This is a genomic window from Streptomyces sp. Edi2, assembly GCF_040253635.1.
In the GTDB taxonomy this organism is placed as follows: domain Bacteria; phylum Actinomycetota; class Actinomycetes; order Streptomycetales; family Streptomycetaceae; genus Streptomyces.
Genome location: NZ_JBEJGX010000003.1, coordinates 7,063,825 through 7,087,063, shown reverse-complemented (window position 1 = coordinate 7,087,063; position 23,239 = coordinate 7,063,825). Strand labels below are relative to the sequence as shown.

Below are 23,239 nucleotides of genomic sequence, written 5' to 3'. Positions count from 1 at the left end.
AGGTCGGTGGCGGCCAGGACTCCAGGGCTGCGTGGCGTTCGCCCACGGTGGGCGCCAGGCGTGTGTAAAGGCGCTGCAGGCGGAGAGCGGCGCGGCGGATGACCCGCTGTTCGACCTCCGCTTCGAGCCCCGGCGTGGACTGGGCGAGCAGTCGAGCACAAGGGGCACGTCGGCTGGCTCCCAGGTATCGCGGCACTCGTTGACCCACTCGATCAGCGTGGTGAGCTCATCGACCGGTCCGCCCTCCGCCTCCACAGCGGACTGAGGTTCGGCGGCTGTCGGCGGCAGGGCCTGCCGGATCTCCGGCAGGCTGTATCCAGCGGGTGCAGGTCCAGCACGGTGTAGAACAGGACACGGGTCCTCGCAGCCAGGCCGAGGTTTTTGATCTCCCCGAACGGCTTGACCTCCCAATCAGGATCAGTGGCCGCGCGCTGCGCGTGGGTCTCGAACTGGTTGACCGCGTGGGTGCTCATGTGGCGCGCGGCGCACGGGGATTCTTCTGCGCGGCCTCCGCCGCCGTCCTCGTGGCGCGCCACACGAGGTTGACATGCGCGGTGCCGTGCGACGTCGAGAACTGCTGCGCCTTGTCAGGATGCTTGTGCAGCAGGAATCCGAGGTCGGTCGCGGGACGGTCGGCGCTGCCGTTGGTGGTTATCGTCAGGAACACGCGGCCGAGTATTGCCGTGCACGCCTCGATCCACACCGGTTTTCCGGCGGCGCCGCCCGACGCCCGCTCAGCCGTCAGCTCAGCTGCGACTGCACCTGCGCGGAGATCAGCTCCAGATGGTCGAGATCATCCAGGTCCAGCATCTGCAGGTAGACACGGGACGCCCCGATGGCGGCGTAGCGCCCGATCTTGTCGACGACCTCGTCGGGTGAGCCCGCAAGGCCGTTGGCCTTCAGTTCGTCCACGTTCCGCCCGATGGCCGCGGCCCGTCGTGCCACCTCGGCATCGTTCCTGCCGACGCAGGCCACGAGGGCGTTGGAGTACACCAGCTCATCGCCCTTGCGCCCGGCGGCTTCAGCGGCCGCCCGCACCCGTCCGAACTGGCGCTCACTGTCTTCGAGCGAGGCAAAGGGGATGTTGAACTCATCGGCGTACTGTGCCGCCAGCCGCGGTGTACGCGTGGCACCGTGTCCGCCGATCAGCACCGGCACCTTGCCCTGGGCCGGCTTGGGCAGCGCGGGCGAATTCTCCAGGTGGTAATAGGTCCCGTCGTAGCTGAACTCCTGTCCTGCCTCGGTGGCCCACAGGCCGGTGACAATCGCCAGCTGCTCTTCCAGCCGGGCGAACTTCTCCTTGGGGAACGGAATGCCGTATGCCTTGTGCTCCTCCTCGAACCAGCCGGCGCCGAGGCCGAGTTCCACCCTGCCGCCGGACATCTGATCGACCTGGGCCACCTGGATGGCCAGCACACCCGGCAGCCGGAAGGTGCCCGCCGTCATGAGCGTCCCGAGACGGATGCGCCGGGTTTCACGGGCCAGCCCCGCCAGGGTGATCCAGGCGTCCGTCGGACCGGGCAGCCCGTCGGCATTGCCCATGCGGAGATAATGATCCGAACGGAAAAACGCGTCGAAGGAAAGGTCCTCAGTAGCTTTGGCGACCTTCAGAAGAGTGTCGTAGGAAGCCCCTTGCTGGGGCTCGGTGAAGATGCGTAGCTTCATACCTCCATCCTGCGCTCCGAGCAGCGAACCAATCGTCGGAGGCGCATGGATGCGCCGGTCGGTCGATGCACCGGTCGGTCGATGCCCTGGCCGGGGCGAACCGGATCAGGTGAGCACATCTTGTGTCTGCTCTTGTGTCTGCTCTTGTGTCTGCCCCGGCGAGGGCGACGAGGACGAGGGGCCTGCGACGGGGCGGTGTGGGCGGCCGGAACGATATGGGCGATGCGGACACCGCGCGGAAGGGGCGGCGGGGAGTCGGGGCGGTCGGCCCCGGCTCTCAGCTCGGCGCGAGGGCGTACGGCGACCGGCGAGCGGCGAGCGGCAGCGGAAGGAGAAGCGGGGAGGGGAAGGGCAGTGGGGCAGTGACAGTGGTGTCCTTCTGCTTCAGGCAGGATTCCGGTCGCGCACCTCCAGCTTCTCCAGTATCCCGGCCACACGGTCTCTCGCTTCGTCGACCGTGTCCATCGCCTCGACGCACGTCCAGTACATCCCCTCCTCGTCAGCGAGCAGCACCACGCTCACCAGCGCTTCGCACACTTCCCGCAGCAGTCGGCACAGGCCGGTCAGTGCCTCCTTGGCGTCCCGCACCTCGGACAGCTGAGCCGCCCGCAGTCCCCCTGTGACCGATGCCGGGCACAGCAGTCCCCCGCTGAACCGCCCGCCCGCGTCGCCCAGCCCTCGGGCTCTGGACCGCACTTCGTACGGCCCGAATATCGCGAGATGGCTGCCGATCGCCTCCGCCAAGGCCTGCGCCTGCCATGCCTCGACGATCACTCCCTGCACCGTGTTCGCCTCGGCCAGACCGCGCCGGCTTGCCGCGATGATCCGCACCGCGTCCATCCGCTCCCTCCTCTCCTCTTCATTCGCGTGCACCGTGCACTCTTTCCACTACCCAGAGTGAGGGTGAACACCCAAAAAAGCCAGGGGAATTCGCAAATCTATGGACAAGCAAGGCGATGTGGAAAGATCCATGACTCCATAGAGTGACGAGCGGCGACCTCGTCCCCACTCCCTCCCCTCGCACCACAGCACCCCCACCCCTCACACGCCCTGCACAAGTCACGCGAAACGCCCGAAGAGGGGCGATGCAGGGAGCGTCAGCACTCCCCGGAAGAATCCGGAAACGCCTGCGGGCGGGAGCCGACGCCCCCGCCCGCCAATTCCCGCCCTCCTGGCCGCCCGCCCCTCCCCGCTCGCCCCGCCCTCCCGGCTCAGCCCGCCAGTCCTCCCCCACCCGCCTCAGCCGCTACTCCTCCCCCTCGCGCGGACGATCGGGCCGCGCCGAGCGCACCGCCGGGAACCGCGACTCATTGCGCTCGATCTTTGCGGCAAGCGCCGTCAACGCGTCGATCCCCAGCGCCTCGCAGAACTGCAGCAGATACGCCAGGACGTCCGCGACCTCGTCCTCGACCCGGCCGGACTTCCGCGGGTCCGACATCACCTTCGCCGATTCCTCCGGCGTCAACCACTGGAAGATCTCGACGAGTTCAGCAGCTTCGACGCTCAGCGCCGCGGCCAGGTTCTTGGGCGTGTGGTACTGCTGCCAGTCCCGCGCGGCCGCGAACTCGGCCAGTCGTCGCTGCAGCGCATGAAGATCCTCACTCATGCCTCTAGGTGTAGCACCTGTACGCCGGGCAGCCCGTCGGCGACCGAGGGATCCCGCACCGTCCCCAGCAACCGGACATGTCCGCGCTCGGTCATCCGCACGGCCAGCGACACCAGCTCACGTGCCTGCCTGCGGTCCATACAGCGATCCATCCCGTCCGCCATGACCGTCATTTGCTGATGGGCCGACGGGACCTCCCCGACCGGATCCATGGCCAGTACGTCCGGCCCGGTGAGCAGCACCAGTGCCAGCGCGAGAAACCGCAGCTCACCATCGCCCAACTGCTCGACGGGCAGCTCCCCCAGTTCGCCCCGGTCCAGTACGGCCCGCACACCCACCGCGCCCCCGGCCCCCGGTACGCCCTGCGGCCCCGTGGAGCCACCGCGCCCCACCGCCGCAGGAGCACCGGCGGTCCCGTCTCCCGTCCCGCCCGGCTGCCACGGCACCGCACGCAGCCCCTCGACGGGACCGGCACACGCCTCCCGCACCGCCGCGACCAGCACCGCATGCCGCCGCGCGCACTCCCGGCTCGTACGCTGCAACACCGCGGGCAGGTTGTCGCAGGACGACCGCAGCCGCCCCTCGTCCCGCGGCTCCCCCGCCGCACGGCCCCAGCCGCCCGCCTCACCACCGCTCGTCCTGCGCGCCCGCGCACCCCAGGCCCCCGCAGCTCCTCCGGCAACGCCCGCCCCGCCGGTCCCCCTCGCTCCCCCCGGCGCACTCACCGCTTTCCCGCGCCCGGCTCCCGCACCGCCCCCGCGCGCCCCGGCGGCATGTCCGGCACGTCCGGCGCCAGGCCCCCCGCCGTCCGCACCCCGTCCATCGCCCTCACCGACCACACCCGTACCGCCCGTACTTCCCGTACCGCCTGTCCCCGCTCCCCGCATGACCTCCGGCCGCGGGTCACACACGAACGCCGACCGCAGAGCGACCACGACCTGCTCCGCCGCGGCCAGCACCAGCCGCTGCCCCGCCGTCTTGCCCGCGACGCGCAGCGGCAGCAGGGAGGTGCCGAGCCGGTCGTCGGGCAGCGGCGCGCGGGTCACGGGAGTCGCACCCGCCGTGTGCCAGGCGGCCTGGACGGCCGGACGGGTGGGGTCGGTGAGTGCGGTGGTCAGCAGCGTCTCGCCGCCGCCGGTCAACCGCTCGCCGACGATCCGCAGTTCGGGCTCGGCCTGGACGGCGAGATCGAGGCTGACGGGACCTGCCGGGCCGTCGACCGTGCAGCCGATACGGAACCCGCGCCGCCCTTGTTCGTCGGGGTGCGCCCCGGCCGGCACACAGGCCGCGGGGCTGCCCGCCACCTCCCCCACCGCCCGGGAGAGCGACTCCCCGCTGCCGAGCCGGGCGAGGATTTCATACGCCTGCAGCGCACTGGACTTGCCGCTGCCGCTCCCCCCGCTCAACAGGGTCAGCGGGGAGAGCGGCAGGGTGACGCCGCGATGGGACTTGAAGGCGGACAGCCGTAACTCCGTGACGGCCGGCCGCACACTGTCGGGATTCATGAAGGGACGCTATGCAGCGCCCCGGCCGGAGAACCGTTACGCCCAACAGCTCTTCCTACGAACGGGGGACACTTCCCGCCACCTCTTCCGCGACCTCGGTCCCGGTCGGCGCCAGCAGGAAGACATTGGTGTCCACGCGGTGCATCCCGCTGCCGAGGCCGAAGACGACTCCGCTGGAGAAGTCGAGGATGCGCTTGGCGACATCGCCGTCGGCACTGCTGAGGTCCAGCAGGACCGGGATCTGCGCCATCAGGTACTCGGCGACCTCACGGGCGTCCGCGAAGATCTGGACGCGGATGACGATGAACCGCCGCGCCTCCTCGGCCGGCTCCTCCTCGGGGAGGGCACGGTGGTCGGGCCAGGAAGGCCATTCACTGCTGCCGCGGAGCGGGACGACCTCGGCCAGCCCTTCCCACTGCTCGTCGGTGGCATCGGGGCCGTTCACCGAATCACCTCGCCCGGGAGAGTGTTGGCTGTCTGCGGTATCTGCATCGCACAATTCTAGGGATAAACCCACAAACCTCGGCGGACGTGACACACGCCGCGGCACGCCCCGCTCCATCCTGCACCATGCCCGCTGGCCTGTTCCGGCATCTCCGGCAGATATCCTCCGTCGAGATTCTGTGTGCCCGTTCATCCCCGTGTGACGGAGGTTGGTGCTGTCGTGGGGTCCGAGCCTCCCGGTCGTCGGCCGCGTGGTCTGCGCGGCCTGCGCAAGCCCGCCAAGAAGCGCCCCGCCGAGCCGTCGCCCGCCCGGGCCGCGGACGAATCCGACGCGGCGGCGGGGCAGCCCCCGGCCGAAGCCACCGGCAGCGTCATCAATGCCGTCCTCTACCGCGACGGCCACCGGGTCAGCACCCATGACACGCTCGCCGAGGCCTTCCGGCAGCAGCGCGCCACCTCCGGCACCCTCGCCTGGATCGGCCTGCACCGCCCCAGCCGCGACGAACTGCTCGCCCTGGCAACGGAGTTCGACCTCCACCCGCTCGCCGTCGAGGACGCCCTGGAGGCTCACCAACGCCCCAAGCTGGAACGCTACGGCGGCACCCTCTTCGTCGTCCTGCGCGCCGCGCGCTATCTCGACGACCCGGAGGAGGTCGACTTCGGCGAACTGCATGTCTTCGTCGGCCGCGACTTCGTGATCACCGTGCGGCACGGCGGCGCCCCCGACCTCTCGGCCGTACGCGCCCGCATGGAGGGCACCCCCGAACTCCTCAAGCGCGGCCCCGAAGGCGTGCTCTACGCCATCCTCGATGCCGTCGTCGACGGCTATGAGCCGGTCGTCGCCGGCGTCCAGAACGACATCGACGAGATCGAGACCGAGGTCTTCAGCGGCGACCCCCGGGTCTCCCGGCGTATCTACGAACTCTCCCGTGAGGTGGTCGAGTTCCAGCGCGCCACCCGCCCGCTGAACGGCATGCTGGAGGGCCTGACCGCGGGTTTCGAGAAGTACGCCATCGACGAGGAGCTGCGCCGCTATCTGCGCGACGTGGCCGACCACGTACTGCACACCACGGACCGCGTGGACGGCTTCCGGCAGGCCCTGCAGGACATCCTCGCCGTCAACGCCACCCTGGTGAACCAGCAGCAGAACGCGGAGATGCGGGCCCTGGCCGAAGCCGGCTTCGAACAGAACGAGGAGATCAAGAAGATCTCCTCATGGGCGGCGATCCTCTTCGCACCCACCCTCGTGGGGACCATCTACGGCATGAACTTCGACAGCATGCCGGAGTTGCACTGGGTGTTCGGGTACCCGTTCGCCATCGTCCTGATGGCAGTGGTGTGCACCAGCCTGTACTTCATCTTCAAGCGCCGGGACTGGCTCTGAGTGATCGACGTGCAAGCAGGCACACACCGGCGGCCGTGCTGCCGAGGGGGCGGGGAGGCACCCCACGCTCCGGAACGGGTCTGCCGGGCCTGCGGGCGCCCGAGGGTGGAAGCGGGAGCGCATTTGTGCAGCTGGTGCGGCGAAGCAGTGCCGACCGCTCCCGCTCTTTGAGCGGTGGCGGTCAGGCCCGCCGGCAGGACCGCGGTGAGCAACGGGTGGACCACCCGGTCGCTGCGGCTGGTGGCGGCCCGTATGGCGGGCACGCGCAGCCTCCGGTAGAGGAGTTCGGTCCTCTCGGCGCAGGGAAGGGGTCCAGGCCCTCGGCCCACGGCGCCCGCGATATGCGGGTCCTGTTCCTCACCGAGATTGACCCGCCGCAGGTGCGCACGCATCGCGGCGAGCCGGCACAGCGCGGCCTCCACCGGGGCCGGGTCTCCTGCCGTGAACAGTTCGGCAAGGTACTCGAGAGGGATGCGCAGCGAGCCGATGGCGCCGAACAGACTGGCCGGGTCCTCGCCGTCGTGCCCCGTCTCGGTCAGTGCCTCCACCACCGCTTTGCGAGAGATGATTTTCGATCACCGGTCGGCCGGCGGTACCGGTCGTCGGGATCTGCGCGCGGGGCCCGGCGGTGCGTGCCGGGCCCCGCGTCCGCCGGACGCCTCAGCGGCCGACCGGCTCGGTCGGCGGCATGATGTCCCGGCCGGCGGCGGGCTGTTGGACGGTGCCCGGCGCCGGCTCCTCAGGGGGAAGTCGCAGGAAGAAGGCGAGGACCGCGCTGACGACGTAGAGGATCGCGAAGATCCAGATGACGCCGGCGACGCCGAGCGGGCCGATGGCCAGACCGACGATGGCCGGGCCGATGAACGTGCTGAGCCCGGCGCCGAGGTTGAGGATGGACATCGCCGCGCCCTTGTGTTTCGGGGAGAGCGACGGCATCAGCGCGGACAGCGGGACATATCCGGCGAGGGTGGCGCCGTAGAGCACGCACACGAGGAGCGCGATCCCCATGTGGGCGCCGGTGGCGACGGGTACGTAATAGAGCAGCAGCGTGCTGACCGCGCAGCCGAGACCGCCGCAGTACGCGACGGTGCGGCGCCAGCCGAGCTTGTCGCCGATCACGCCGAACAGCAGGTTCCAGATGATGTTGCTCGTGAACATCGCGCTGAGCAGGGTCAGCCAGGAGCCCAGCGAGAAGCCGACGGTCTTGGTGAAGAAGAGCGGGAGGAAGACCAGGAAGCCGAACTCGGGGGCGGTGTTGATGGCGCGGACGACGCCTCCGATGCCGATCTTGGGCTGCTGCCAGACGATGGTGATGCTCTTCAGCAGGGTGGCGAGGGGGCGCCCTTCGGTGCGCATCGCGCCGTGCGGTTCGCGGACGCCCAGGAGGGCGATGGCGCCGCCGAGGACGACGAGGCCGAGGGAGAGCCACAGGGTGACGTACTGGCCGACGACGGGGATCGTCGCCTTGGCGAACAGTGAGCCGAGGGTGGGCAGGCCGCCGCTGAAGGCGAACCAGAACCACCCCACGGCGGCGCCCAGCCGGCGCTGGGGCGTCGCGGAAGTGACCCAGACCAGGAACCCGAAGGCGAAGAGGGGGTAACCGAAGCCGCGGAGCGTATAGGTGGCGAGCATGACCGGGTAGTTGAAGGACCCCACGCCGAAGGCGAGGAAGAGCACCTGGCACACGCCCCAGATGCCGAGTCCGGTCCACATCACGCGGCGCGGCCCCCACAGCTCGGACAGGGCACCGGAGCCCCACGCGGCGACGGCGGCGGTGATGCCGTACGCGGACAGCAGCAGGGCGACCCGCTGCGTGGAGAGACCGTTGTCCGTCAGATACGGCGAGAGATAGCCGGACTCGACACCGTCACCGATCATGAAGAGCAGCAGACCAAGAAAACCCCAGGCCAGGGGGTGCGGTATGCCGAGCCGGTCGGTCAGCCTGGGTGATGGCCCGCTGCCGGTGGGGGGCGTGGAACCCACGGGGCGCCTCCTTGCGTAGGTGTCCGGACGGCCGGGCGGCCGTGAGCGAAGCCCGAAGTCCGACGTGAACCTCGGCGGCACCTACAGCGTCAGCACCTCCATGGAAAATATCAATAGTCGCGTTAGAATTATCGATCTGAATGTTGCATCGGGGCGGCGTTGCCGGTCCCGGTCAGTCGGTGCCGACCACCCGGACATCGGTCAGCTTGCCCATGGACGCCAGCAGGCCGGACTCGACCGGGCCGGTCAGCAGCACATGGTCGAAGGCCTCCACGCCGGCCAGCCGGTGCAGGGCGCTGCGGCCGACCTTGCTGTGGTCCATCAGCAGCACGCGGCACGCACCGGCGTCCCGCATCGCCCGCTTGACCGCGACGATCTCCTGTTCCTGGTGAAAGGTCATGGTCCCCGTCATCGCCGAGGTGGAGAGCACGGTGAGGTCCACCGAGAAGCCCGCGACCATCTCCAGCGCGGGCAGCCCGATCCATGAGTCGTGGGTACGGGAGTACTCCCCGCCGATGCACATCAGCCGGATGTTCTCCGCGTCCCGCAACTCCTCGGTGATCAGGCGGTAGTTGGTCACCACGGTCAGCGGCCCCGCCTGCGGCAGCAGTCTGGCCAGCGCCAGGGCGCTGGTCGAGTCGTCGAGCATCAGGGACATGCCCGGCGTGATGAACTTCAGCGCCTCCTTGGCCAGGGCGTTCTTGTCCGCCACATGGGAGTGCAGCCGGTAGTCGGAGCTGGACTCGAAGACCGTGGACGGCTGCGCGGAGACGCCGCCGTGGTACTTGCGCAGGACGCCGCGTTCCACCAGTTCGGTGATGTCGCGGTGCACGGTCATCAGGCTGACGCCGGTCAGCTCGGCCAGGTCGGCAGCGGTCGCGTCGCCGTGTGCCACGACGTGGTCGACGATCTGCTGCTGCCGTTGCTGCCGCTGCTGGCGGGTGGCGCGCTTCCCCTGGTTGGTCATACGGCTCATCCTGCCCCGTCCGGCCCGGCGCGACCTCATCGGGTCCACGTTTTCTATCAATCGACTAGTGACACCTAACTCTATGGACGTTAATTTGTGGGGACCGCGACGTTAAGGAGTACCGGCCGTGGCCGAAGCAGTGGTATTTGACATGGACGGTGTGCTCGTCGAGAGCGAGCACCTCTGGGAGGAGCTGTGGACGGCCTTCGCAGCCGAACGCGGCGCGACCTGGGGGCCCGAACAGACCAGAAACTGCCAGGGCATGAGCGCCCCCGAGTGGGCCGCCTACCTCACCGCGTTCGCCAGTGGCGGCGAGAGCCCCCAGGCCACCGAGCAGGCCGTGGTCGACGGCATGGTCCACGCCCTGGAACAGGGCCGGATCGACCTGCTGCCCGGCGCCCGCGCGATGGTGGCCGAAGCCGCGGCGTGCGCGCCGATCGCGCTCGCTTCCTCCGCGCCACGCCGGGTGATCGACGGGGTACTGGTGCACCACGGCATCGACCACCACTTCAAGGCGACGGTCTCCAGCGCCGAGGTGGCCCACGGCAAGCCCAGCCCCGATGTGTATCTGGCCGCCGCGGCGAAGCTCGGCGTGCCCGCCGTGGACTGCCTGGCCGTCGAGGACTCCAGCAACGGCCTGCGCGCCGCCGCCGCGGCGGGGATGACCGTGGTGGCCATCCCCAACCCCCAGTACCCGCCGGCCGCCGACGCGCTCGCCGCGGCGCGGTTCACCGCCGCCGACCATGACGCCGTACGCCGCTACCTGATCAGCCGGCTGAAGGAAGGTGACCGGGCATGACCCAGGTTCTCGCAGCGGGCGATGAATTCGTCGCCCCGGAACTGTTCGTCGACGCCCTGCGGGACGCCGCCCCCGGCACCGACCTCGCCTTCCGCTCCCTGCGCTCGCCCTGGCCGGTCACCCCCTTCGGCCCGGTCGGCGGCGTCGACGAGGCCAGCGGCACCGAGGACGCCGTCCTGGCCGCCCTGGGCGACGCCGAGATCGCCCTCACCCAGATGGCACCCTTCACCGCCGAGGTCATCGAGCGGGCGCCCGCGCTCCAGCTGATCAGTGTCTGCCGGGGCGGCCCCGTCAATGTCGATCTCGCCGCCGCCACCCGGGCCGGCGTCGTGGTCTCCTACGCCCCGGGTCGCAACGCCGCCGCGGCCGCCGAATTCGCCATCGGCCTGATGCTCGCCGCCCTGCGCCGTATCCCGGCCGCCGACGCCGAGTTGAAGAAGGGGCTCTGGCGCGGCGACTACTACGCTTACGACAACGCCGGCCTCGAACTCGACGGCACCACCGTCGGACTGGTCGGCTACGGCGCCATCGGCTCGATCGTCGCCCGCGTCCTGCGCGCCTTCGGCTCCCACGTCCTGGTCGCCGACCCGTACACCGATCCGGCCCGTGCCGCCGCCGACGGGGTCGAACTGGTCGCCCTCGACGACCTCCTCGGCCGCAGCGCCGTGGTGAGCCTCCATGCGCGGCTCACCTCCGAGACCCGGCACCTGCTCCACGCCGGCAACCTCGGTCTCCTGCCCGAGGGCGCGGTCCTGGTCAACTCCGCGCGCGGCGGCCTCCTCGACTACGCACCGCTGCCCGCCCTCCTGGAGACCGGCCGTCTCGGCGCCCTCGCCCTCGACGTCTACGACCTCGAACCGCCGCCCGCCGACTGGCCGTTGCACCACGCCCCCAACGTCATCACCACCCCGCACCTGGCCGGCGCCACCCGCCAGACCGCGCATCGCGCCGCCGCCATCAGCGCCGGTGAGGCGGCCCGCTACCTGCGCGGCGAGCCGCTGAAGTTCGTCGCCAACCCGGAAGTGCTGCCAGGGGGTGCACGATGATCGTCGGAGTCGATGTCGGCACCTCCGTCACCAAAGCCCAGCTGATCGGCAGGGACGGGCACACCACCCCCGCCCACGAGGCCCGCAGCACCGTCTACACCCTGCCGGGAAACCGCGTCGAACAGGATATGGACGAGGTCATCGGCACCGTGATCACCGTGGTGCGGGCGGTGGTCGCCGATGCCCGACGGCTCGGCGAGCCCGTCGAGGCACTGGCCCTGACCGGTCAGGGCGACGGGCTGTGGCTGCGCGATGCCCGGGGAGCCGGCGTCGGCCGTGCCCTCTCGTGGATGGACGGCCGCGCCGCCGGCATCCTGGACGACTGGACGGCCGACGGCGTCGCCCACCACGTCCACCGGCGCACCGGCGCCGGCATGTTCCCCGGCTCGGCCGCCCCGCTCCTCGCCCACCTGGCCAAGCACGAGCCGGAGCGCCTGGCCGACGCCGCCGTCGCCGGATACTGCGTGGACGCCATCGTCCAGCGCTTCACCGGCCGGATCACCGTCGACGCCTCCGACGCCTCCCAGCCGTTCCTGCACGTCGCCACCCGCACCTATGACGAAACGGCCCTCGACCTCTGCGGCCTGAGCGCCTACCGGCGACTGCTCCCCGAGCCCGCGCCGCCCGGCACCCTCTTCCCCCTCCTGCCGGACGTGGCCGCACAGCTCGGTCTGCCGCCCGGACTGCCGGTCTCCGCGGGCCCGTTCGACATACCCGCCTGTGGATTCGGCTCGGGCCTCGCCCGGCCGGGCGACGGCAACCTGATCATCGGGACCACGCTGGCCAGCCAGGTGCTCACCGCCGACCCGGCCCCGGTGACCGGCGACGAGCCCGCCGGCATGCTGCTCGCCACCCCCTTCGAGCAGCGCTACCTGCGGGTGATGCCCGCCATGATCGGTACCGCCGGACTCGACTGGCTGCTGAAGCTGCTGGGGGTGCGGATCGCCGAACTCGACGCCCTGCTGACCACCTCGCCCCTGGGCGCCGGCGGGGTGAGTGCCCTGCCGTTCCTGTCGGCCGGCGGCGAGCGGGCCCCGTTCGTCGACGCCCGCGCCCGGGGCCGGCTGGACGGCCTGTCCCCGCTGACCTCCCGCGCCGATCTCATCCGCGCCCTGTGCGAGTCCGTGGCGTACTCCGCCCGGCACTGCATGGAGACGCTGGGCGTCACCGGCGCCGTCACCGCCTGCGGCGGCGGCGCCCGGTCCGCCGAATGGGCCCGCATCTTCGCCGGCGTCCTCGGCACCGACCTGTACGTCTGCGACGACGCGGTCGGCATCCGCGGCGCCGCCCAGGTCGCCTGGCAAGCCCTCGGGGAGCCCGTCGACGCCGACGGGTGGCGCGCCCGGCGACGCACCGTCACCGCCGACCCCTCCGCGATCGAGTTCTACGCCCAGGGCTACGCCGCCTACCGGCGCAGCCTGGCCGCCGCCCGCGAGGAATGGTCCCGATGACGGCGTCCTGCACCCGCACCTCCAGGAGCCTTGCATGACCCGCCTGTTCAACGACCCCGCGCGCTTCGCCGACGACATGGTCACCGGATTCGCCGCCGCCCACCCCGAGTACGTCACCGCGGTCCCCGGCGGAGTCGTACGGGCGGTGCGGCCGCGGCCCGGCAAGGTCGCCGTCCTCACCGGCGGCGGCAGCGGTCACTACCCCGCGTTCTGCGGCGTCGTCGGCCCCGGCTTCGCCGACGGCTCGGTGATCGGGAACATCTTCACCTCGCCGTCCGCCGACCGCGCCCGTGCGGTGGCCCTCGAGGCCGAAACCGGCGGAGGGGTGCTCTTCCTCTTCGGCAACTACGCCGGGGACGTGATGAACTTCGGCCTCGCCGCCCAGCACCTGACCGCCGACGGCATCCCCGCGCGGTGCTTCGCGGTCACCGACGACATCGCCTCCGCACCCGCCGACGACCTCGCACACCGGCGTGGCATAGCGGGCGGTTTCGTGGTGTTCAAGACCGCGAGCGCGGCCGCCGAGGAAGGCGCCTCGCTGGACGAGGTCGTACGGATCGCGGAACGCACCAATGCCCGCACCCGCACCCTCGGCGTCGCCTTCGCGGGCTGCACCCTGCCGGGCCGGTCCGAGCCGCTGTTCACCGTCCCCGACGGCAAACTCGGCCTGGGCCTCGGCATCCACGGCGAACCCGGCGTCAGCGAAAGCGAGTTGACCTCCGCGGACGATCTGGCCCGCACCCTGGTCGAGGGGTTGCTGGCCGAACGCCCCCCGCACACCGGATCCCGCGTCGCCGTCCTCCTCAACGGTCTCGGCGCCACCAAACACGAGGAGCTGTACGTCCTGTGGGCCGCCGTCTCCCGCCTCCTGGCCGAGGAGGGGCTCGAACCCGTACGGCCCGAGGTCGGCGAGCTCGTCACCAGTCTCGACATGGCGGGCTGCTCCCTCACCCTGACCTGGCTGGATGACGAGCTGGAACGCCTGTGGCTCGCCCCCGTCGACACCCCCGCCCACCGCCGCGGAACCGTGCACCCCACCGGACCGGCCCCGGAGGCACGGCACGCACCCCCCGGCCGCCGTGCCTCCGCGGCCTCCCCCCTCCCCACCGCCACCGGCGCCGCCGGACGGACCGCGGACCGCGCGGTGCGGGCACTGCGCGCCGCCCGCGACGTCCTGCACGAGCAGGAGGAAACCCTTGGCCGCCTCGACGCGGTGGCCGGGGACGGCGACCACGGGCGCGGAATGTGCAAGGGCGTAAACGCGGCCCTCGCCGTCGCCGAGCGGGCCCACCAGGAACAGGCCGCCCCCGCCGCGCTGCTCGGCGCCGCCGGTGACGCCTGGGCGGCCGACGCGGGCGGCACCTCCGGCGCCCTGTGGGGTGCCGCGCTGCGGGCGCTCGGCTCCGCGCTCCCCGCCGACCGGGCCCCCGAACCCCATGAGTTGGCGGCCGGGGCCGCGTCCGCGCTGGCCGCCGTCACCTCCCTCGGCAAGGCGGAGCCGGGCGACAAGACCCTCGTCGACGCGCTCCAGCCGTTCGTCACCGCGTTCACCCGGCGCCTCGCGGAAGGCGGCCCGGTGACCGGCGCCTTCGCCGAGGCCGCCGCCGACGCCCGTACCGCCGCCGAGGCCACCGCCGGACTGCGCCCCCGGCTCGGCCGTGCCCGCCCCCTGGCCGAGCGCAGCCTCGGCACCCCCGACCCCGGGGCCATCTCCCTCGCCATGGTGCTCGAAGCCGTGGCCGCCCACCGTTAAGGAACCACGATGACCACCACGCCACCTCGCCCCCCGCTCCGTCTCGTCGTGGGCAGTGACGACGCCGGGCTGGAGTACAAGGAAGCTCTCAAGCGCGACCTCGCCGCCGACCCCCGGGTCGCCGAGGTCACCGATGTCGGTGTCCGCGGGGACGAGCACACCGCCTACCCGCATGTGGCCGTCGACGCGGCTCGCCGTGTCGCCGAGGGCGACGCCGACCGCGCGCTGCTCGTCTGCGGCACCGGGCTGGGCGTGGCCATCAGCGCCAACAAGGTCCCCGGCATCCGCGCCGTCACCGCCCACGACAGCTACTCCGTACGCCGCTCGGTTCTCAGCAACAACGCCCAGATCCTCTGCTTCGGCCAGCGCGTCATCGGCCTGGAACTGGCCCGCACCCTCGTCGACGAATGGCTCGGCCAGCACTTCGACGAGCAGTCCGCATCCGCCGAGAAGGTCGCCGCGATCGGCGCTTACGAGCAGACGAAGTGAGCGCGTCCGTGAACGACACGATCCCACGCCTCGCCGAGGCCGGTAGGTCGGTCTGGCTGCACGGCCGCGCCGGGGCGACCGCGCACACCATCACCGCGGGCGACCACACCCTCGGGGAACAGTCGGACGTGCTGCCCGACCTGGGGCCCCGGACCCGCGCCGAAGTCCCGGACGACACCCGGCAAGCGCTCGTCGTCAGGCGATCGGACAGGAGCACCTGGACGTCCAAGGCCGTTCTGTAGGAACGGGCGGCCACGGTTGGCAGCCCAAAGCCTCCTGGCCCGCGCGCAACGCCCTGCGCGGCTGAACCGCCGACCACTCGGCCGGCGGCCTCCGCTCCCCCATCGGCGTCTTCACCCTCAGCGACGCGGGCGGACGGCTCCCCGATCCCGGCAGCGCACTTCCGTACAGCCAGTCGCCGAGCTTCCGGGTCGCCGGCACAGGCACCCGCCGCGCCCCATGCGTTCCAACCTGTCGCTCAGGCCGCGCCGACCCGCCCCCCGACCAGGTCGAGGGCGATGTCGGTGATCATGTCCTCCTGGCCGCCGACCAACTTGCGGCGGCCGACCTCGACCAGGATGGAGCGGGTGTCCAGGCCGTACCGGGCGGCGGCGGTTTCGGCGTGGCGGAGGAAGCTGGAGTAGACGCCGGCGTAGCCGAGGGTGAGGGTTTCGCGGTCGACGCGGACCTCGCGGTCCTGGAGGGGGCGTACGAGGTCGTCGGCGGCGTCCATGAGGGGGAAGAGGTGACAGCCGTGTTCCCAGTCCATGAGGTCGGCGACGGCGATGAACGCCTCCAGGGGGCAGTTGCCGGCTCCCGCGCCCTGGCCGGCGAGCGAGGCGTCGACCCGTACGGCGCCGTTCTCCACGGCGGCGACAGTGTTGGCCACGCCCAGGGCGAGGTTGTGGTGGGCGTGGATGCCCAGCTCTGTGGCCGGGTCGAGGACGTCGCGGTACGCGCGGAAGCGGTCGCGGACGCCGTCCATCGTCAGGCGGCCGCCGGAATCGGTGACATAGACACAGTGCGCGCCGTAGGACTCCATCAGCTGGGCCTGGCGGGCGAGTTCGGCGGGCTCGGCCATGTGGGACATCATCAGGAACCCGGCGACGTCCATGCCCAGGTCGCGGGCGGCGGCGATGTGCTGGGCGGAGATGTCGGCCTCGGTGCAGTGGGTGGCGACGCGCACCGAGCGGATCCCGAGGGCGTGGGCCTGCTTCAGGTCGTGCAGCGTGCCGATGCCGGGGAGCAGGAGTGTGGTGGGCACGGCCTGGTCGGCGGCGTCGGTGACCGCCTCGATCCACTCCCAGTCGGTGTGGGCGCCGATGCCGTAGTTGATGCTGGAGCCGGCCAGTCCGTCGCCGTGGGCGATCTCGATGGCGGCGACCCCGGCGGAGTCCAGGGCGGCGGCGATGGCACGGGCCTGCTCGACGGTGTAGCGGTGCCGCACGGCGTGCATGCCGTCCCGCAGGGTGACGTCCTGGACGTACAGCGCGGGCGGGACGGTTCCCTGGCCCGGCCGGGGGGCGTCCGCGGTCTTGTCGGTGCTCGTTTCGGTGCTCGCCGCGGTGCTCGTTTCGGTGCTCGCCGCGGTGCTCGTTTCGGTGCTCTTGCCGGTGCTCATCGTGTTGCCCCCTCGGTGGAGCGGTGTGCGGCCATGCGCTCGGCGGTGCGCAGCGCGGCCGAGGTCATGATGTCGAGGTTCCCTGCGTACGCCGGCAGGTAGTGCGCGGCGCCCTCGACCTCCAGGAAGACGGAGACGCGCAGGGCGTCACCCGCGGCGCCTGCGGGTAGCAGCCCGCGCAGCGGATCATCCGCGCTCACCCGCTCGAACTGCACCTTCTGCTTGAGCCGGTAGCCGGGGACGTACGCCTGGACCCGGCCGGCCATCTCCTCCACGGAGGCGGTGATCGCCTCGGTGTCGCAGTCGTCCACCAGGCAGTGCACGGTGTCCCGCATGATCAGCGGGGGCTCGGCCGGGTTCAGGACGATGATCGCCTTACCCCGTGCGGCCCCGCCGACCTGCTCGATGGCGGACGCGGTGGTCTCGGTGAACTCGTCGATGTTCGCGCGGGTGCCGGGACCGGCGGAGCGTGCGGCGATGGAGGCGACGATCTCGCCGTAGTGGACCGGGGTCACCGCTGCTACCGCGGCGACCATCGGGATCGTGGCCTGGCCACCGCAGGTGACCATGTTGACGTTGGGCGCGTCGAGGTGGGCGTCGCCGTTGACCGGCGGGACCACGTACGGGCCGATGGCGGCCGGGGTGAGGTCGATGAGCGTACGGCCCAGAGGGCGCAGCACGTCCTCGTGGTGGCGGTGCGCGCCGGCCGAGGTGGCATCGAACACGATCTCCACGTCGGCGAACTCGTCCATGGCCACCAGGCCTTCGATGCCCTCGTGCGTGGTGGCGACCTTCAGGCGGCGGGCGCGGGCCAGACCGTCGGAAGCCGGGTCGATGCCTGCCATGGCGGCGATCTCCAGACTGTCCGACAGGCGCAGCACCTTGATCATCAGGTCGGTCCCGATGTTCCCCGAGCCGATGACGGCGACCTTGGTACGGGAGTGGTGCTCGCTGCTCATCGGTTGTCCCCCTCTGTCGCGAACCCGACCCGCACCGACCCGAGTTCCGGGATGCGGGCTTCGAACACATCTCCCGGCGCCGCGGGAGCCATCGGCCCCAGCGCGCCCGTCAGCACGACGTCGCCCGCCCGTAGTGGATCGCCCCTCATGGCGAGCGTCGAGGCCAGCCAGGTGGCCGCGTTGAGCGGGCTGCCGAGGCAGTCGGCGCCCGTACCCACCGAGACCTGCTCGCCGTTGCGGGTCATGGTCATCGTCAGCGCGCGCACGTCGAGCCGGGTGAGCGGGACGGGAGTGCCACCGAGGACGTACAGGCCACTGGAGGCGTTGTCGGCGACGGTGTCCACGAGGGAGATGTCCCACTCCGCCACCCGGCTGTCCACGATCTCCAGGGCGGGCAGCACGAACTCGCCGGCCCGCAGCACGTCGGCGACGGTGCAGACCTCGTACGGCAGGTCGGCCCCGAGGACCAGCGCGACCTCGGCCTCCACCTTCGGCTGGAGCAGCCGGCCGGCGGACACCTGGCCACCGTCGGGGACCGCCATGTCCGCGAACAGGGCGCCGAAGTCGGGCTGGTCCACGCCGAGTTGCCGCTGCACGGCCGGGGAGGTCAGGCCGATCTTGCGGCCGGTGATCCGGCGCCCTGCGGCCAGGGCCCGCCGCACGTTGAACTGCTGTACGGCGTAGGCGGACTCGACGTCGCCTTCGTCGAACAGCGCGCGCACCGGCGCGCAGGGGGCCAGGGTGCGGGCGGCCCCGGCCAGCGAGGCGGCGGCCTGGGCCACGGCCGGGACGGGGTCGCCGTGCCGGACGGTATCGGGCGGGGACGGCATGGTGCAACCTCCGGAGAGTGACAAGGACTTCGGGGCCCTCGGTGGCCTCGGGATGACCTCGGTATAGACAGAGCTGCCCCGGCGGGGCAAAGTTCGTTCCGTGACACGGAACAACGAGGCGGGCAATATGCTCGACAAAGCGGCGCATATCCTGGAGTGCTTCACTCCGAACACGGAGTCGTACCGTCTGTCGGAACTTGCGCGACGCACCGGTCTGCCCAAGCCGACCGTGCACCGGCTGACGGCGGACCTGGTCCGCCTCGGCTGGCTGGAACGCTCAGGAACCCGCTACCGGCTGGGAGCAAAGCTCTTCGAACTCGGCTCCCGGGTGCCGCGCAGACGCGATCTGCGGGAGGTGGCGCTGCCCTTCCTCCAGGACCTGTTCGAGGCCACCCGTGAGACCGTCCACCTCGGCGTCCGCGAGGGTCTGGAGGTGGTCTACCTCGAACGCATCCACGGCCACGACGCACTGCGGCTGCCCTCCCGCATCGGTGGGAGCCTGCCGCTGAGCTGCACCGCCGTGGGCAAGGCGCTGCTCGCCTTCTCGGGCGCCGAACTGACCGAGGAGTTGCTGTCCCGGCCGCTGCCGAGCCTCACTCCGCGCTCCCTCACCGACCCGCTGTTGGTGCGCGCGGCGCTGGAGAAGACCCAGGTGGCCGGGCTCGCCTACGAGGAGGAAGAGGCCGCGGAAGGGGTGAGCTGCATCGCGGCCCCCGTCTTCGCGGGCGGCGTGACCGTGGCCGCGCTGTCGGTCGCGGTGCCGCGGGAGCGCTTCAGCGCCGCCCGGCTCGCCCCTGCGGTGCGTACGGCCGCTCTCGGGCTGTCCCGGGTGCTGCGCGAGGGCCGGACGGAGGACGGGGCACGGCTCGGTTAGTGTCGTGCCGTGGAGACCCCCCGCCTGTTCGACGGCCGGCTCAAGGTGCGGCACCTGCTGCTCGTGGACGCGCTCTCCCGGCAGGGATCGGTAGTGGGCGCGGCCAAGGAGCTGCATGTGACACAGCCCGCCGCCACCCGGAGTCTGCACGAGGTGGAGGACATCCTCGGCGTGCCGTTGTTCGAGCGCGGCCCCCGGGGAGTCAGCGCCACCGTCTTCGGCGAGGCGTTCACCCGGCACGCGCGCGCCGTCCTGGCCCAGCTCACCCAGGCGGGCCGCCATCTCGTGGAACTGGCCGAGGCCGACCGGGGAACCGTCGTGGTCGGCACGCACCTGGCCGGCTCGAACATCCTGCTGCCGCGTGCCGTTGCGGCGCTGAAGCGGAACCATCCCCTTCTCACCGTGGTGGTGCGCGAGGCCTCCCCGGAGGAACTGCTGCGGGACCTGGAGGCCGGACGGATCGACCTGATCGTCGGCCGGCTGACCGCGCCCTCCGGCGAGGGGCTGATCCGGCGCCCGCTCTACGACGAGTACGTCGGCCTGGTCGTCCGCGCGGGCCATCCGCTGACCGAACGGCCCGGCGCCGGCTTGGCGGACACCCTCGGTTTCCCCTGGATCCTGCCCGGCCAGCAGACCACGCTCCGTCGCGAGGTGGAGGAACTCTTCGCCCGGCAGGGGCTCGGGACGCCGCAGAACCGCGTGGAGGCCACCTCCTTCCTTGCGGTGCGTCAACTGCTGCTGGACACCGACGTGGTGGCCGTGCTGCCTGCCTTGATCGTGCAGGACGACAGCAGGCTGGCCCGGCTTCCGGTGCCGCTGGAGCCGGTCGGGCACCGGGTCGGGGTGACCCTGCCGGAAGGGCGCACTCTCCGCCCGTCGGCGCAGGCACTGATACGGAGCCTGGAGGAGGCCGCGGAGTCGATGACGGACGGTCCCCGTACCCGAGCGGAGCGGGCCGGGGACCCGGAGCGCAGCGGGCATCAAAGCCCCAGGTAGCGTTCCGCGTTACCGCGGATGATCTTGTGCCGCGCCTCCTCGGTGAGGAAACCGCTCTTGCGCACCACCTCGCCCACCGGGCGCTCGCCCAGCGGATAGGGGTAATCGCTGCCCACCATGACGCGGTCCTCGCCGACGGTGTCCACCAGCAGTCGCAGAGCACGCTCGTCGAAGACGACGGAGTCCACGGAGAACCGGCCCAGGTAATGGGAGGGCGGGTACTGCGAGGTACCGATGATGTCGTGGCGTCCGTGCCAGGCGTTCTCCATGCGGCCCGCCCAGAAGGCGAACGACCCGCCGCCGTGCGCGAAGCAGATCTTCAGCCGCTCGTCGATGCGGTCGAAGACGCCCCCCAGGACCATCGCCAGGATCGACAGATGGGTCTCCGCCGGCATGGCCGTCAGCCACCGCGCCATCCACCGGTCCAGGCGGGGCGAGGTGTCCATGTCCCAGGGGTGGACGAACACCGGCACGTCCAGTGACGCGCAGTGCTGGAGGAAGGTCACCACCCCCTCGCTGTCCAGGTCCTGGTCGCCGACGTGGTTGCCGATCTCCACGCCCCGGTGACCGGCCGCGACGGCCCGCTCCACCTCACGGCAGGCGGCGTCCGGGTCCTGGAGCGGCACCTGACAGAAGGGGATCAGCCGGTGCGGCGCGGGAGCGGTGATCTCGAGAGCCAGGTCGTTGAAGATCCGGGCGATCTTCGCGGCCTCGGCGCCGCTGCGGCCGTAGGAGAAGAAGGCCGGGGTGGGGGAGACCACCTGGGCGCGCACTCCGTCCGCGTCCATGTCCCGCAGCCGCACGTCCGCATCCCAGCAGTCCGCCTGGATGCGGCGGAACTCCGACGACCCGGTCATGATCACGGCCTCGGTCTCGGACTCGATCCGCAGCCAGGGAGCGTCGGGACCGCCCACGGCCGACAGGTCGGGCCAGCCCCGCGGCACACAGTGGGTGTGGACGTCGATCACGTCTGCCACCGGTCAGCCCTTCCCGGGGTGCACGGTGGTGCACGCGGAGCACACGCGGGCCTGCTCGTCACCGTAGAACTCCGCGAACACCGGCGGCAGATCGGCCACGATGTCGCGGACCTGGAGCTCCACCTCGTGCACGGTCGCGGAGCAGGACGGGCAGAACCACAGGAACTTCTCCAGTGTGCCCTCTTCGCGGACCCGCTCGATCACCAGGCCGATGGAGCCGGGGTCGGGGCGCTGCGGGGAGTGCGGCACATTGCCCGGCAGCAGCCACGCCTGCCCCTCCTTCACGTGCACGGTCCGCGGGCCCTCGTCGGTCATGAGGCCGACATGCATGTCCCCCTTGATCTGGTAGAACCACTCCTCGTACGGGTCCAGGTGGAAGTCGGTGCGCTGGTTGGGGCCGCCGATGATCTGGACGATGAAGTCGTTGCCGAGCGACATGGTCCGGTTGTTCACCGGCGGCTTCAGCAGGTGCGCATGGGCGTCGATCCAGCCCTGGAAGTCGATGACCTCGGGAATGTCGGTCACGGTGTCTCCTCGATGGTGGTGGCGGCCGTGGCGGTGGCCGGCAGGTGGGCCACGGCCTGGATCTCGATGAGCAGGTGGGGATGGGGGAGTTGGTGGACGGCGACGGTGGTCCTGGCCGGGCCGTTCTCATCGAAGTGCCGGCCGTAGACCTCGTTGTAGCCTCCGAAGTCGTTCATGGAGACCAGGTAGGTGGTCACCTGGACGACATCGGCGAGGCTGCCGCCTGCATCGGCGAGGATGTCGGCGATGTTCTCGATGACGGCGCGGGTCTGCGCCCGGATGTCGAGGTCGGTCGTGCCCATCCCGTCCGTCGTGACGCCGACGAAGGAGTTGTCGGGGCGGCGGGAGCTGGTGCCGGAGACGAACACGAGGTCACCGGCGCGGCGGAAGTGCGGGAAGCGGCCGCGCGGCGTCGCCTTCCCCGGGACGATACGGGCCTGGTGCATCACACACTCCTCATACTGACCCGGCCGAGACCGGTGATCTCGCATGCGGTCACCCCAGGGGTCAGGGGGATCGCCTCGGTGGCCGCGCCGGCGAGCACGACATCGCCCGCCCGCAGCGGGATACGCCGCCGCCGGGCCATGTGGAACAGCGCGCGCAGTGCGTGCGACGGTCCGTCGAGGATGGCTGCGGTGGAACCCAGGATCTCGCGGTTCTCACCGTGCAGCCGTACGGGGAGGTCGGGCACATCCTGGACGGGCAGCCACGGGCCGATGGCGTAGCCCGCCGCGGACGTGTTGTCCGCGACGACGTCCTCGTAGGTGAAACGGAAGTCCCGGTAACGGGAGTCGATGATCTCCAGCGCGGGGGCCACGGCGTCCACACAGGCGGTGATGTCGGTGCCGGGGGCGCCCGTGTCCACGTCCCGGGCGAGCCGGAAGGCGACCTCCGGCTCCACCTTCGGGCGGATGAACCGGGCCAGTTCGACCTCGCCGCCGTCGGCCACGCACATGGCGTCGGTCAGCCGGCCGACGATGATCTCCGAAACCCCCATCTGCGCCATCTTGGCCTTGCTGGTGAAGCCCAGCTTGACGCCGGTGGTGCGCTCGCCGCGCGCCACACGCCGGGCGAGGAGCGCGGCCTGGATGGCGTAGGCGTCGTCGATGTCCAGGGGGTGTGTGCCGGCGAGGCTCGGGGTGTCGGCCACGGACGTCTGGGCGTCGTCGAGCCGGGTGGCCAGTGCGCCGATCGTCTCGTCGGCGATCATCGGTCATCTCCTGCGCCGTGGCCGGCGGTGAGCGCGGCGGCGACGCCGGACGCGCGGCGTACGCCGGGTCCTGGCCTGCGGCCGCCGGATACGGCGTGCGGGGCGATGTCCACGGTCATGTCCTTCTGGCCACCGGTGTGTTGCCGGCAGCCGGT

At 71.4% G+C, this 23,239-nt stretch carries 24 protein-coding genes and 2 pseudogenes; 9 read left to right on the top strand and 17 right to left on the bottom strand.

Going from position 1 to position 23,239, the window contains the following annotated elements:
- Nucleotides 1-544: 544 nt before the first annotated feature.
- The 6 genes and pseudogenes from ABR737_RS34545 to ABR737_RS34520 form a co-directional block, all read right to left on the bottom strand.
- Nucleotides 545-667, bottom strand: a pseudogene (locus ABR737_RS34545) (hypothetical protein); the annotation flags it as partial.
- Between the two features lie 74 nt (nt 668-741).
- Nucleotides 742-1,665 carry an LLM class F420-dependent oxidoreductase gene (locus ABR737_RS34540; protein ID WP_350254920.1) on the bottom strand — a complete coding sequence of 308 codons (924 nt, stop codon included), beginning with the start codon at nt 1,663-1,665 and terminating at the stop codon, nt 742-744.
- Between the two features lie 384 nt (nt 1,666-2,049).
- Nucleotides 2,050-2,505: a DUF6099 family protein gene (locus tag ABR737_RS34535; protein WP_350257040.1), complete on the bottom strand. Its 456-nt coding sequence runs from the start codon at nt 2,503-2,505 to the stop codon at nt 2,050-2,052.
- Between the two features lie 406 nt (nt 2,506-2,911).
- Nucleotides 2,912-3,271 (bottom strand): nucleotide pyrophosphohydrolase, encoded by a 360-nt coding sequence (locus ABR737_RS34530; RefSeq protein WP_350254918.1) that lies wholly within the window; start codon nt 3,269-3,271, stop codon nt 2,912-2,914.
- Nucleotides 3,268-4,776, bottom strand: a complete 1,509-nt coding sequence (locus ABR737_RS34525) for an AAA family ATPase (protein WP_350254916.1) — start codon at nt 4,774-4,776, stop codon at nt 3,268-3,270. The genes ABR737_RS34530 and ABR737_RS34525 overlap by 4 nt, the downstream gene beginning before the upstream one ends.
- 55 nt (nt 4,777-4,831) lie before the next feature.
- Nucleotides 4,832-5,221: a cell division protein SepF gene (locus ABR737_RS34520; RefSeq protein WP_350254914.1), complete on the bottom strand. Its 390-nt coding sequence runs from the start codon at nt 5,219-5,221 to the stop codon at nt 4,832-4,834.
- Nucleotides 5,222-5,440: 219 nt separating this feature from the next.
- On the opposite strand from ABR737_RS34520, the gene ABR737_RS34515 reads away from it, so the two are divergent.
- The gene (locus ABR737_RS34515; RefSeq protein ID WP_350254913.1) at nt 5,441-6,604 is read left to right on the top strand and encodes a magnesium and cobalt transport protein CorA; all 1,164 of its coding nucleotides are present in this window, start codon (nt 5,441-5,443) and stop codon (nt 6,602-6,604) included.
- A 260-nt stretch (nt 6,605-6,864) separates the two neighbouring features.
- Here ABR737_RS34515 and narY read toward each other — a convergent pair.
- The 3 genes and pseudogenes from narY to ABR737_RS34500 all read right to left on the bottom strand — a co-directional run.
- A pseudogene (gene narY, locus ABR737_RS34510) lies at nt 6,865-7,155 on the bottom strand (nitrate reductase subunit beta); the annotation flags it as partial.
- Nucleotides 7,156-7,264: 109 nt separating this feature from the next.
- Entirely contained in the window at nt 7,265-8,587 is a 1,323-nt protein-coding gene (locus ABR737_RS34505; RefSeq protein ID WP_350254912.1) for an MFS transporter, read from the bottom strand.
- A 172-nt stretch (nt 8,588-8,759) separates the two neighbouring features.
- A complete protein-coding gene (locus ABR737_RS34500; RefSeq protein WP_350254910.1) occupies nt 8,760-9,554 on the bottom strand; it encodes a DeoR/GlpR family DNA-binding transcription regulator in 795 nt (264 codons plus the stop codon).
- A 127-nt stretch (nt 9,555-9,681) separates the two neighbouring features.
- On the opposite strand from ABR737_RS34500, the gene ABR737_RS34495 reads away from it, so the two are divergent.
- From ABR737_RS34495 to ABR737_RS34470, 6 genes are read left to right on the top strand one after another with little or no spacing between them, the layout of a single operon-like run.
- Entirely contained in the window at nt 9,682-10,353 is a 672-nt protein-coding gene (locus ABR737_RS34495; protein WP_350254908.1) for an HAD family hydrolase, read from the top strand.
- Nucleotides 10,350-11,399 carry a 2-hydroxyacid dehydrogenase gene (locus tag ABR737_RS34490; RefSeq protein ID WP_350254907.1) on the top strand — a complete coding sequence of 350 codons (1,050 nt, stop codon included), beginning with the start codon at nt 10,350-10,352 and terminating at the stop codon, nt 11,397-11,399. Before ABR737_RS34495 ends, ABR737_RS34490 begins: the two co-directional genes overlap by 4 nt.
- Nucleotides 11,396-12,850: an FGGY family carbohydrate kinase gene (locus ABR737_RS34485; protein ID WP_350254905.1), complete on the top strand. Its 1,455-nt coding sequence runs from the start codon at nt 11,396-11,398 to the stop codon at nt 12,848-12,850. The genes ABR737_RS34490 and ABR737_RS34485 overlap by 4 nt, the downstream gene beginning before the upstream one ends.
- A gap of 34 nt (nt 12,851-12,884) precedes the next feature.
- Nucleotides 12,885-14,603, top strand: coding sequence for a dihydroxyacetone kinase family protein (locus tag ABR737_RS34480; RefSeq protein ID WP_350254903.1), 1,719 nt, complete (start codon nt 12,885-12,887; stop codon nt 14,601-14,603).
- Nucleotides 14,604-14,612: 9 nt separating this feature from the next.
- Nucleotides 14,613-15,092, top strand: a complete 480-nt coding sequence (locus ABR737_RS34475) for a ribose-5-phosphate isomerase (protein WP_350254901.1) — start codon at nt 14,613-14,615, stop codon at nt 15,090-15,092.
- An 8-nt stretch (nt 15,093-15,100) separates the two neighbouring features.
- On the top strand, nt 15,101-15,334 hold the full coding sequence (locus tag ABR737_RS34470; protein ID WP_350254900.1) for a hypothetical protein: 234 nt from the start codon (nt 15,101-15,103) through the stop codon (nt 15,332-15,334).
- A gap of 236 nt (nt 15,335-15,570) precedes the next feature.
- Here the strand turns inward: ABR737_RS34470 and dmpG are convergent, their stop codons facing one another.
- From dmpG to ABR737_RS34455, 3 genes are read right to left on the bottom strand one after another with little or no spacing between them, the layout of a single operon-like run.
- Entirely contained in the window at nt 15,571-16,713 is a 1,143-nt protein-coding gene (gene dmpG, locus ABR737_RS34465; RefSeq protein ID WP_350254899.1) for a 4-hydroxy-2-oxovalerate aldolase, read from the bottom strand.
- Nucleotides 16,710-17,672 (bottom strand): acetaldehyde dehydrogenase (acetylating), encoded by a 963-nt coding sequence (locus ABR737_RS34460; protein WP_350254897.1) that lies wholly within the window; start codon nt 17,670-17,672, stop codon nt 16,710-16,712. The genes dmpG and ABR737_RS34460 overlap by 4 nt, the downstream gene beginning before the upstream one ends.
- On the bottom strand, nt 17,669-18,502 hold the full coding sequence (locus ABR737_RS34455) for a 2-keto-4-pentenoate hydratase (RefSeq protein WP_350254895.1): 834 nt from the start codon (nt 18,500-18,502) through the stop codon (nt 17,669-17,671). The genes ABR737_RS34460 and ABR737_RS34455 overlap by 4 nt, the downstream gene beginning before the upstream one ends.
- A gap of 127 nt (nt 18,503-18,629) precedes the next feature.
- Here ABR737_RS34455 and ABR737_RS34450 point away from each other — a divergent pair, with 127 nt between their 5' ends.
- Together ABR737_RS34450 and ABR737_RS34445 are read left to right on the top strand one after the other, a co-directional pair.
- The gene (locus tag ABR737_RS34450) at nt 18,630-19,376 is read left to right on the top strand and encodes an IclR family transcriptional regulator (RefSeq protein WP_350257039.1); all 747 of its coding nucleotides are present in this window, start codon (nt 18,630-18,632) and stop codon (nt 19,374-19,376) included.
- A gap of 9 nt (nt 19,377-19,385) precedes the next feature.
- Nucleotides 19,386-20,372 carry a LysR substrate-binding domain-containing protein gene (locus tag ABR737_RS34445; RefSeq protein ID WP_350254894.1) on the top strand — a complete coding sequence of 329 codons (987 nt, stop codon included), beginning with the start codon at nt 19,386-19,388 and terminating at the stop codon, nt 20,370-20,372.
- Here ABR737_RS34445 and ABR737_RS34440 read toward each other — a convergent pair.
- The 5 genes from ABR737_RS34440 to ABR737_RS34420 are packed head-to-tail and all read right to left on the bottom strand — an operon-like array spanning nt 20,357 to nt 23,203.
- Nucleotides 20,357-21,349 (bottom strand): amidohydrolase family protein, encoded by a 993-nt coding sequence (locus tag ABR737_RS34440; protein WP_350254892.1) that lies wholly within the window; start codon nt 21,347-21,349, stop codon nt 20,357-20,359. The genes ABR737_RS34445 and ABR737_RS34440 overlap by 16 nt on opposite strands.
- A gap of 3 nt (nt 21,350-21,352) precedes the next feature.
- Nucleotides 21,353-21,874 carry a 3-hydroxyanthranilate 3,4-dioxygenase gene (locus tag ABR737_RS34435; protein ID WP_350254890.1) on the bottom strand — a complete coding sequence of 174 codons (522 nt, stop codon included), beginning with the start codon at nt 21,872-21,874 and terminating at the stop codon, nt 21,353-21,355.
- Entirely contained in the window at nt 21,871-22,320 is a 450-nt protein-coding gene (locus tag ABR737_RS34430; protein ID WP_350254889.1) for a RidA family protein, read from the bottom strand. Before ABR737_RS34430 ends, ABR737_RS34435 begins: the two co-directional genes overlap by 4 nt.
- Entirely contained in the window at nt 22,320-23,084 is a 765-nt protein-coding gene (locus ABR737_RS34425; protein ID WP_350254887.1) for a 2-keto-4-pentenoate hydratase, read from the bottom strand. The genes ABR737_RS34430 and ABR737_RS34425 overlap by 1 nt, the downstream gene beginning before the upstream one ends.
- Nucleotides 23,081-23,203, bottom strand: a complete 123-nt coding sequence (locus ABR737_RS34420; protein ID WP_350254886.1) for a hypothetical protein — start codon at nt 23,201-23,203, stop codon at nt 23,081-23,083. The genes ABR737_RS34425 and ABR737_RS34420 overlap by 4 nt, the downstream gene beginning before the upstream one ends.
- Between the last annotated feature and the right edge of the window lie 36 nt (nt 23,204-23,239).

Excerpts from the sequence above, each read along its gene's own strand:
- ABR737_RS34540 (WP_350254920.1), bottom strand. The coding sequence starts at position 1,665 with ATGAAGCTACGCATCTTCACCGAGCCCCAGCAAGGGGCTTCCTACGAC.
- ABR737_RS34535 (WP_350257040.1), bottom strand. The coding sequence starts at position 2,505 with ATGGACGCGGTGCGGATCATCGCGGCAAGCCGGCGCGGTCTGGCCGAG.
- ABR737_RS34530 (WP_350254918.1), bottom strand. The coding sequence starts at position 3,271 with ATGAGTGAGGATCTTCATGCGCTGCAGCGACGACTGGCCGAGTTCGCG.
- ABR737_RS34525 (WP_350254916.1), bottom strand. The coding sequence starts at position 4,776 with ATGAATCCCGACAGTGTGCGGCCGGCCGTCACGGAGTTACGGCTGTCC.
- ABR737_RS34500 (WP_350254910.1), bottom strand. The coding sequence starts at position 9,554 with ATGACCAACCAGGGGAAGCGCGCCACCCGCCAGCAGCGGCAGCAACGG.
- ABR737_RS34490 (WP_350254907.1), top strand. The coding sequence starts at position 10,350 with ATGACCCAGGTTCTCGCAGCGGGCGATGAATTCGTCGCCCCGGAACTG.
- ABR737_RS34485 (WP_350254905.1), top strand. The coding sequence starts at position 11,396 with ATGATCGTCGGAGTCGATGTCGGCACCTCCGTCACCAAAGCCCAGCTG.
- ABR737_RS34480 (WP_350254903.1), top strand. The coding sequence starts at position 12,885 with ATGACCCGCCTGTTCAACGACCCCGCGCGCTTCGCCGACGACATGGTC.
- ABR737_RS34475 (WP_350254901.1), top strand. The coding sequence starts at position 14,613 with ATGACCACCACGCCACCTCGCCCCCCGCTCCGTCTCGTCGTGGGCAGT.
- dmpG (WP_350254899.1), bottom strand. The coding sequence starts at position 16,713 with ATGAGCACCGGCAAGAGCACCGAAACGAGCACCGCGGCGAGCACCGAA.
- ABR737_RS34460 (WP_350254897.1), bottom strand. The coding sequence starts at position 17,672 with ATGAGCAGCGAGCACCACTCCCGTACCAAGGTCGCCGTCATCGGCTCG.
- ABR737_RS34455 (WP_350254895.1), bottom strand. The coding sequence starts at position 18,502 with ATGCCGTCCCCGCCCGATACCGTCCGGCACGGCGACCCCGTCCCGGCC.
- ABR737_RS34450 (WP_350257039.1), top strand. The coding sequence starts at position 18,630 with ATGCTCGACAAAGCGGCGCATATCCTGGAGTGCTTCACTCCGAACACG.
- ABR737_RS34430 (WP_350254889.1), bottom strand. The coding sequence starts at position 22,320 with ATGCACCAGGCCCGTATCGTCCCGGGGAAGGCGACGCCGCGCGGCCGC.
- ABR737_RS34425 (WP_350254887.1), bottom strand. The coding sequence starts at position 23,084 with ATGATCGCCGACGAGACGATCGGCGCACTGGCCACCCGGCTCGACGAC.
- ABR737_RS34420 (WP_350254886.1), bottom strand. The coding sequence starts at position 23,203 with ATGACCGTGGACATCGCCCCGCACGCCGTATCCGGCGGCCGCAGGCCA.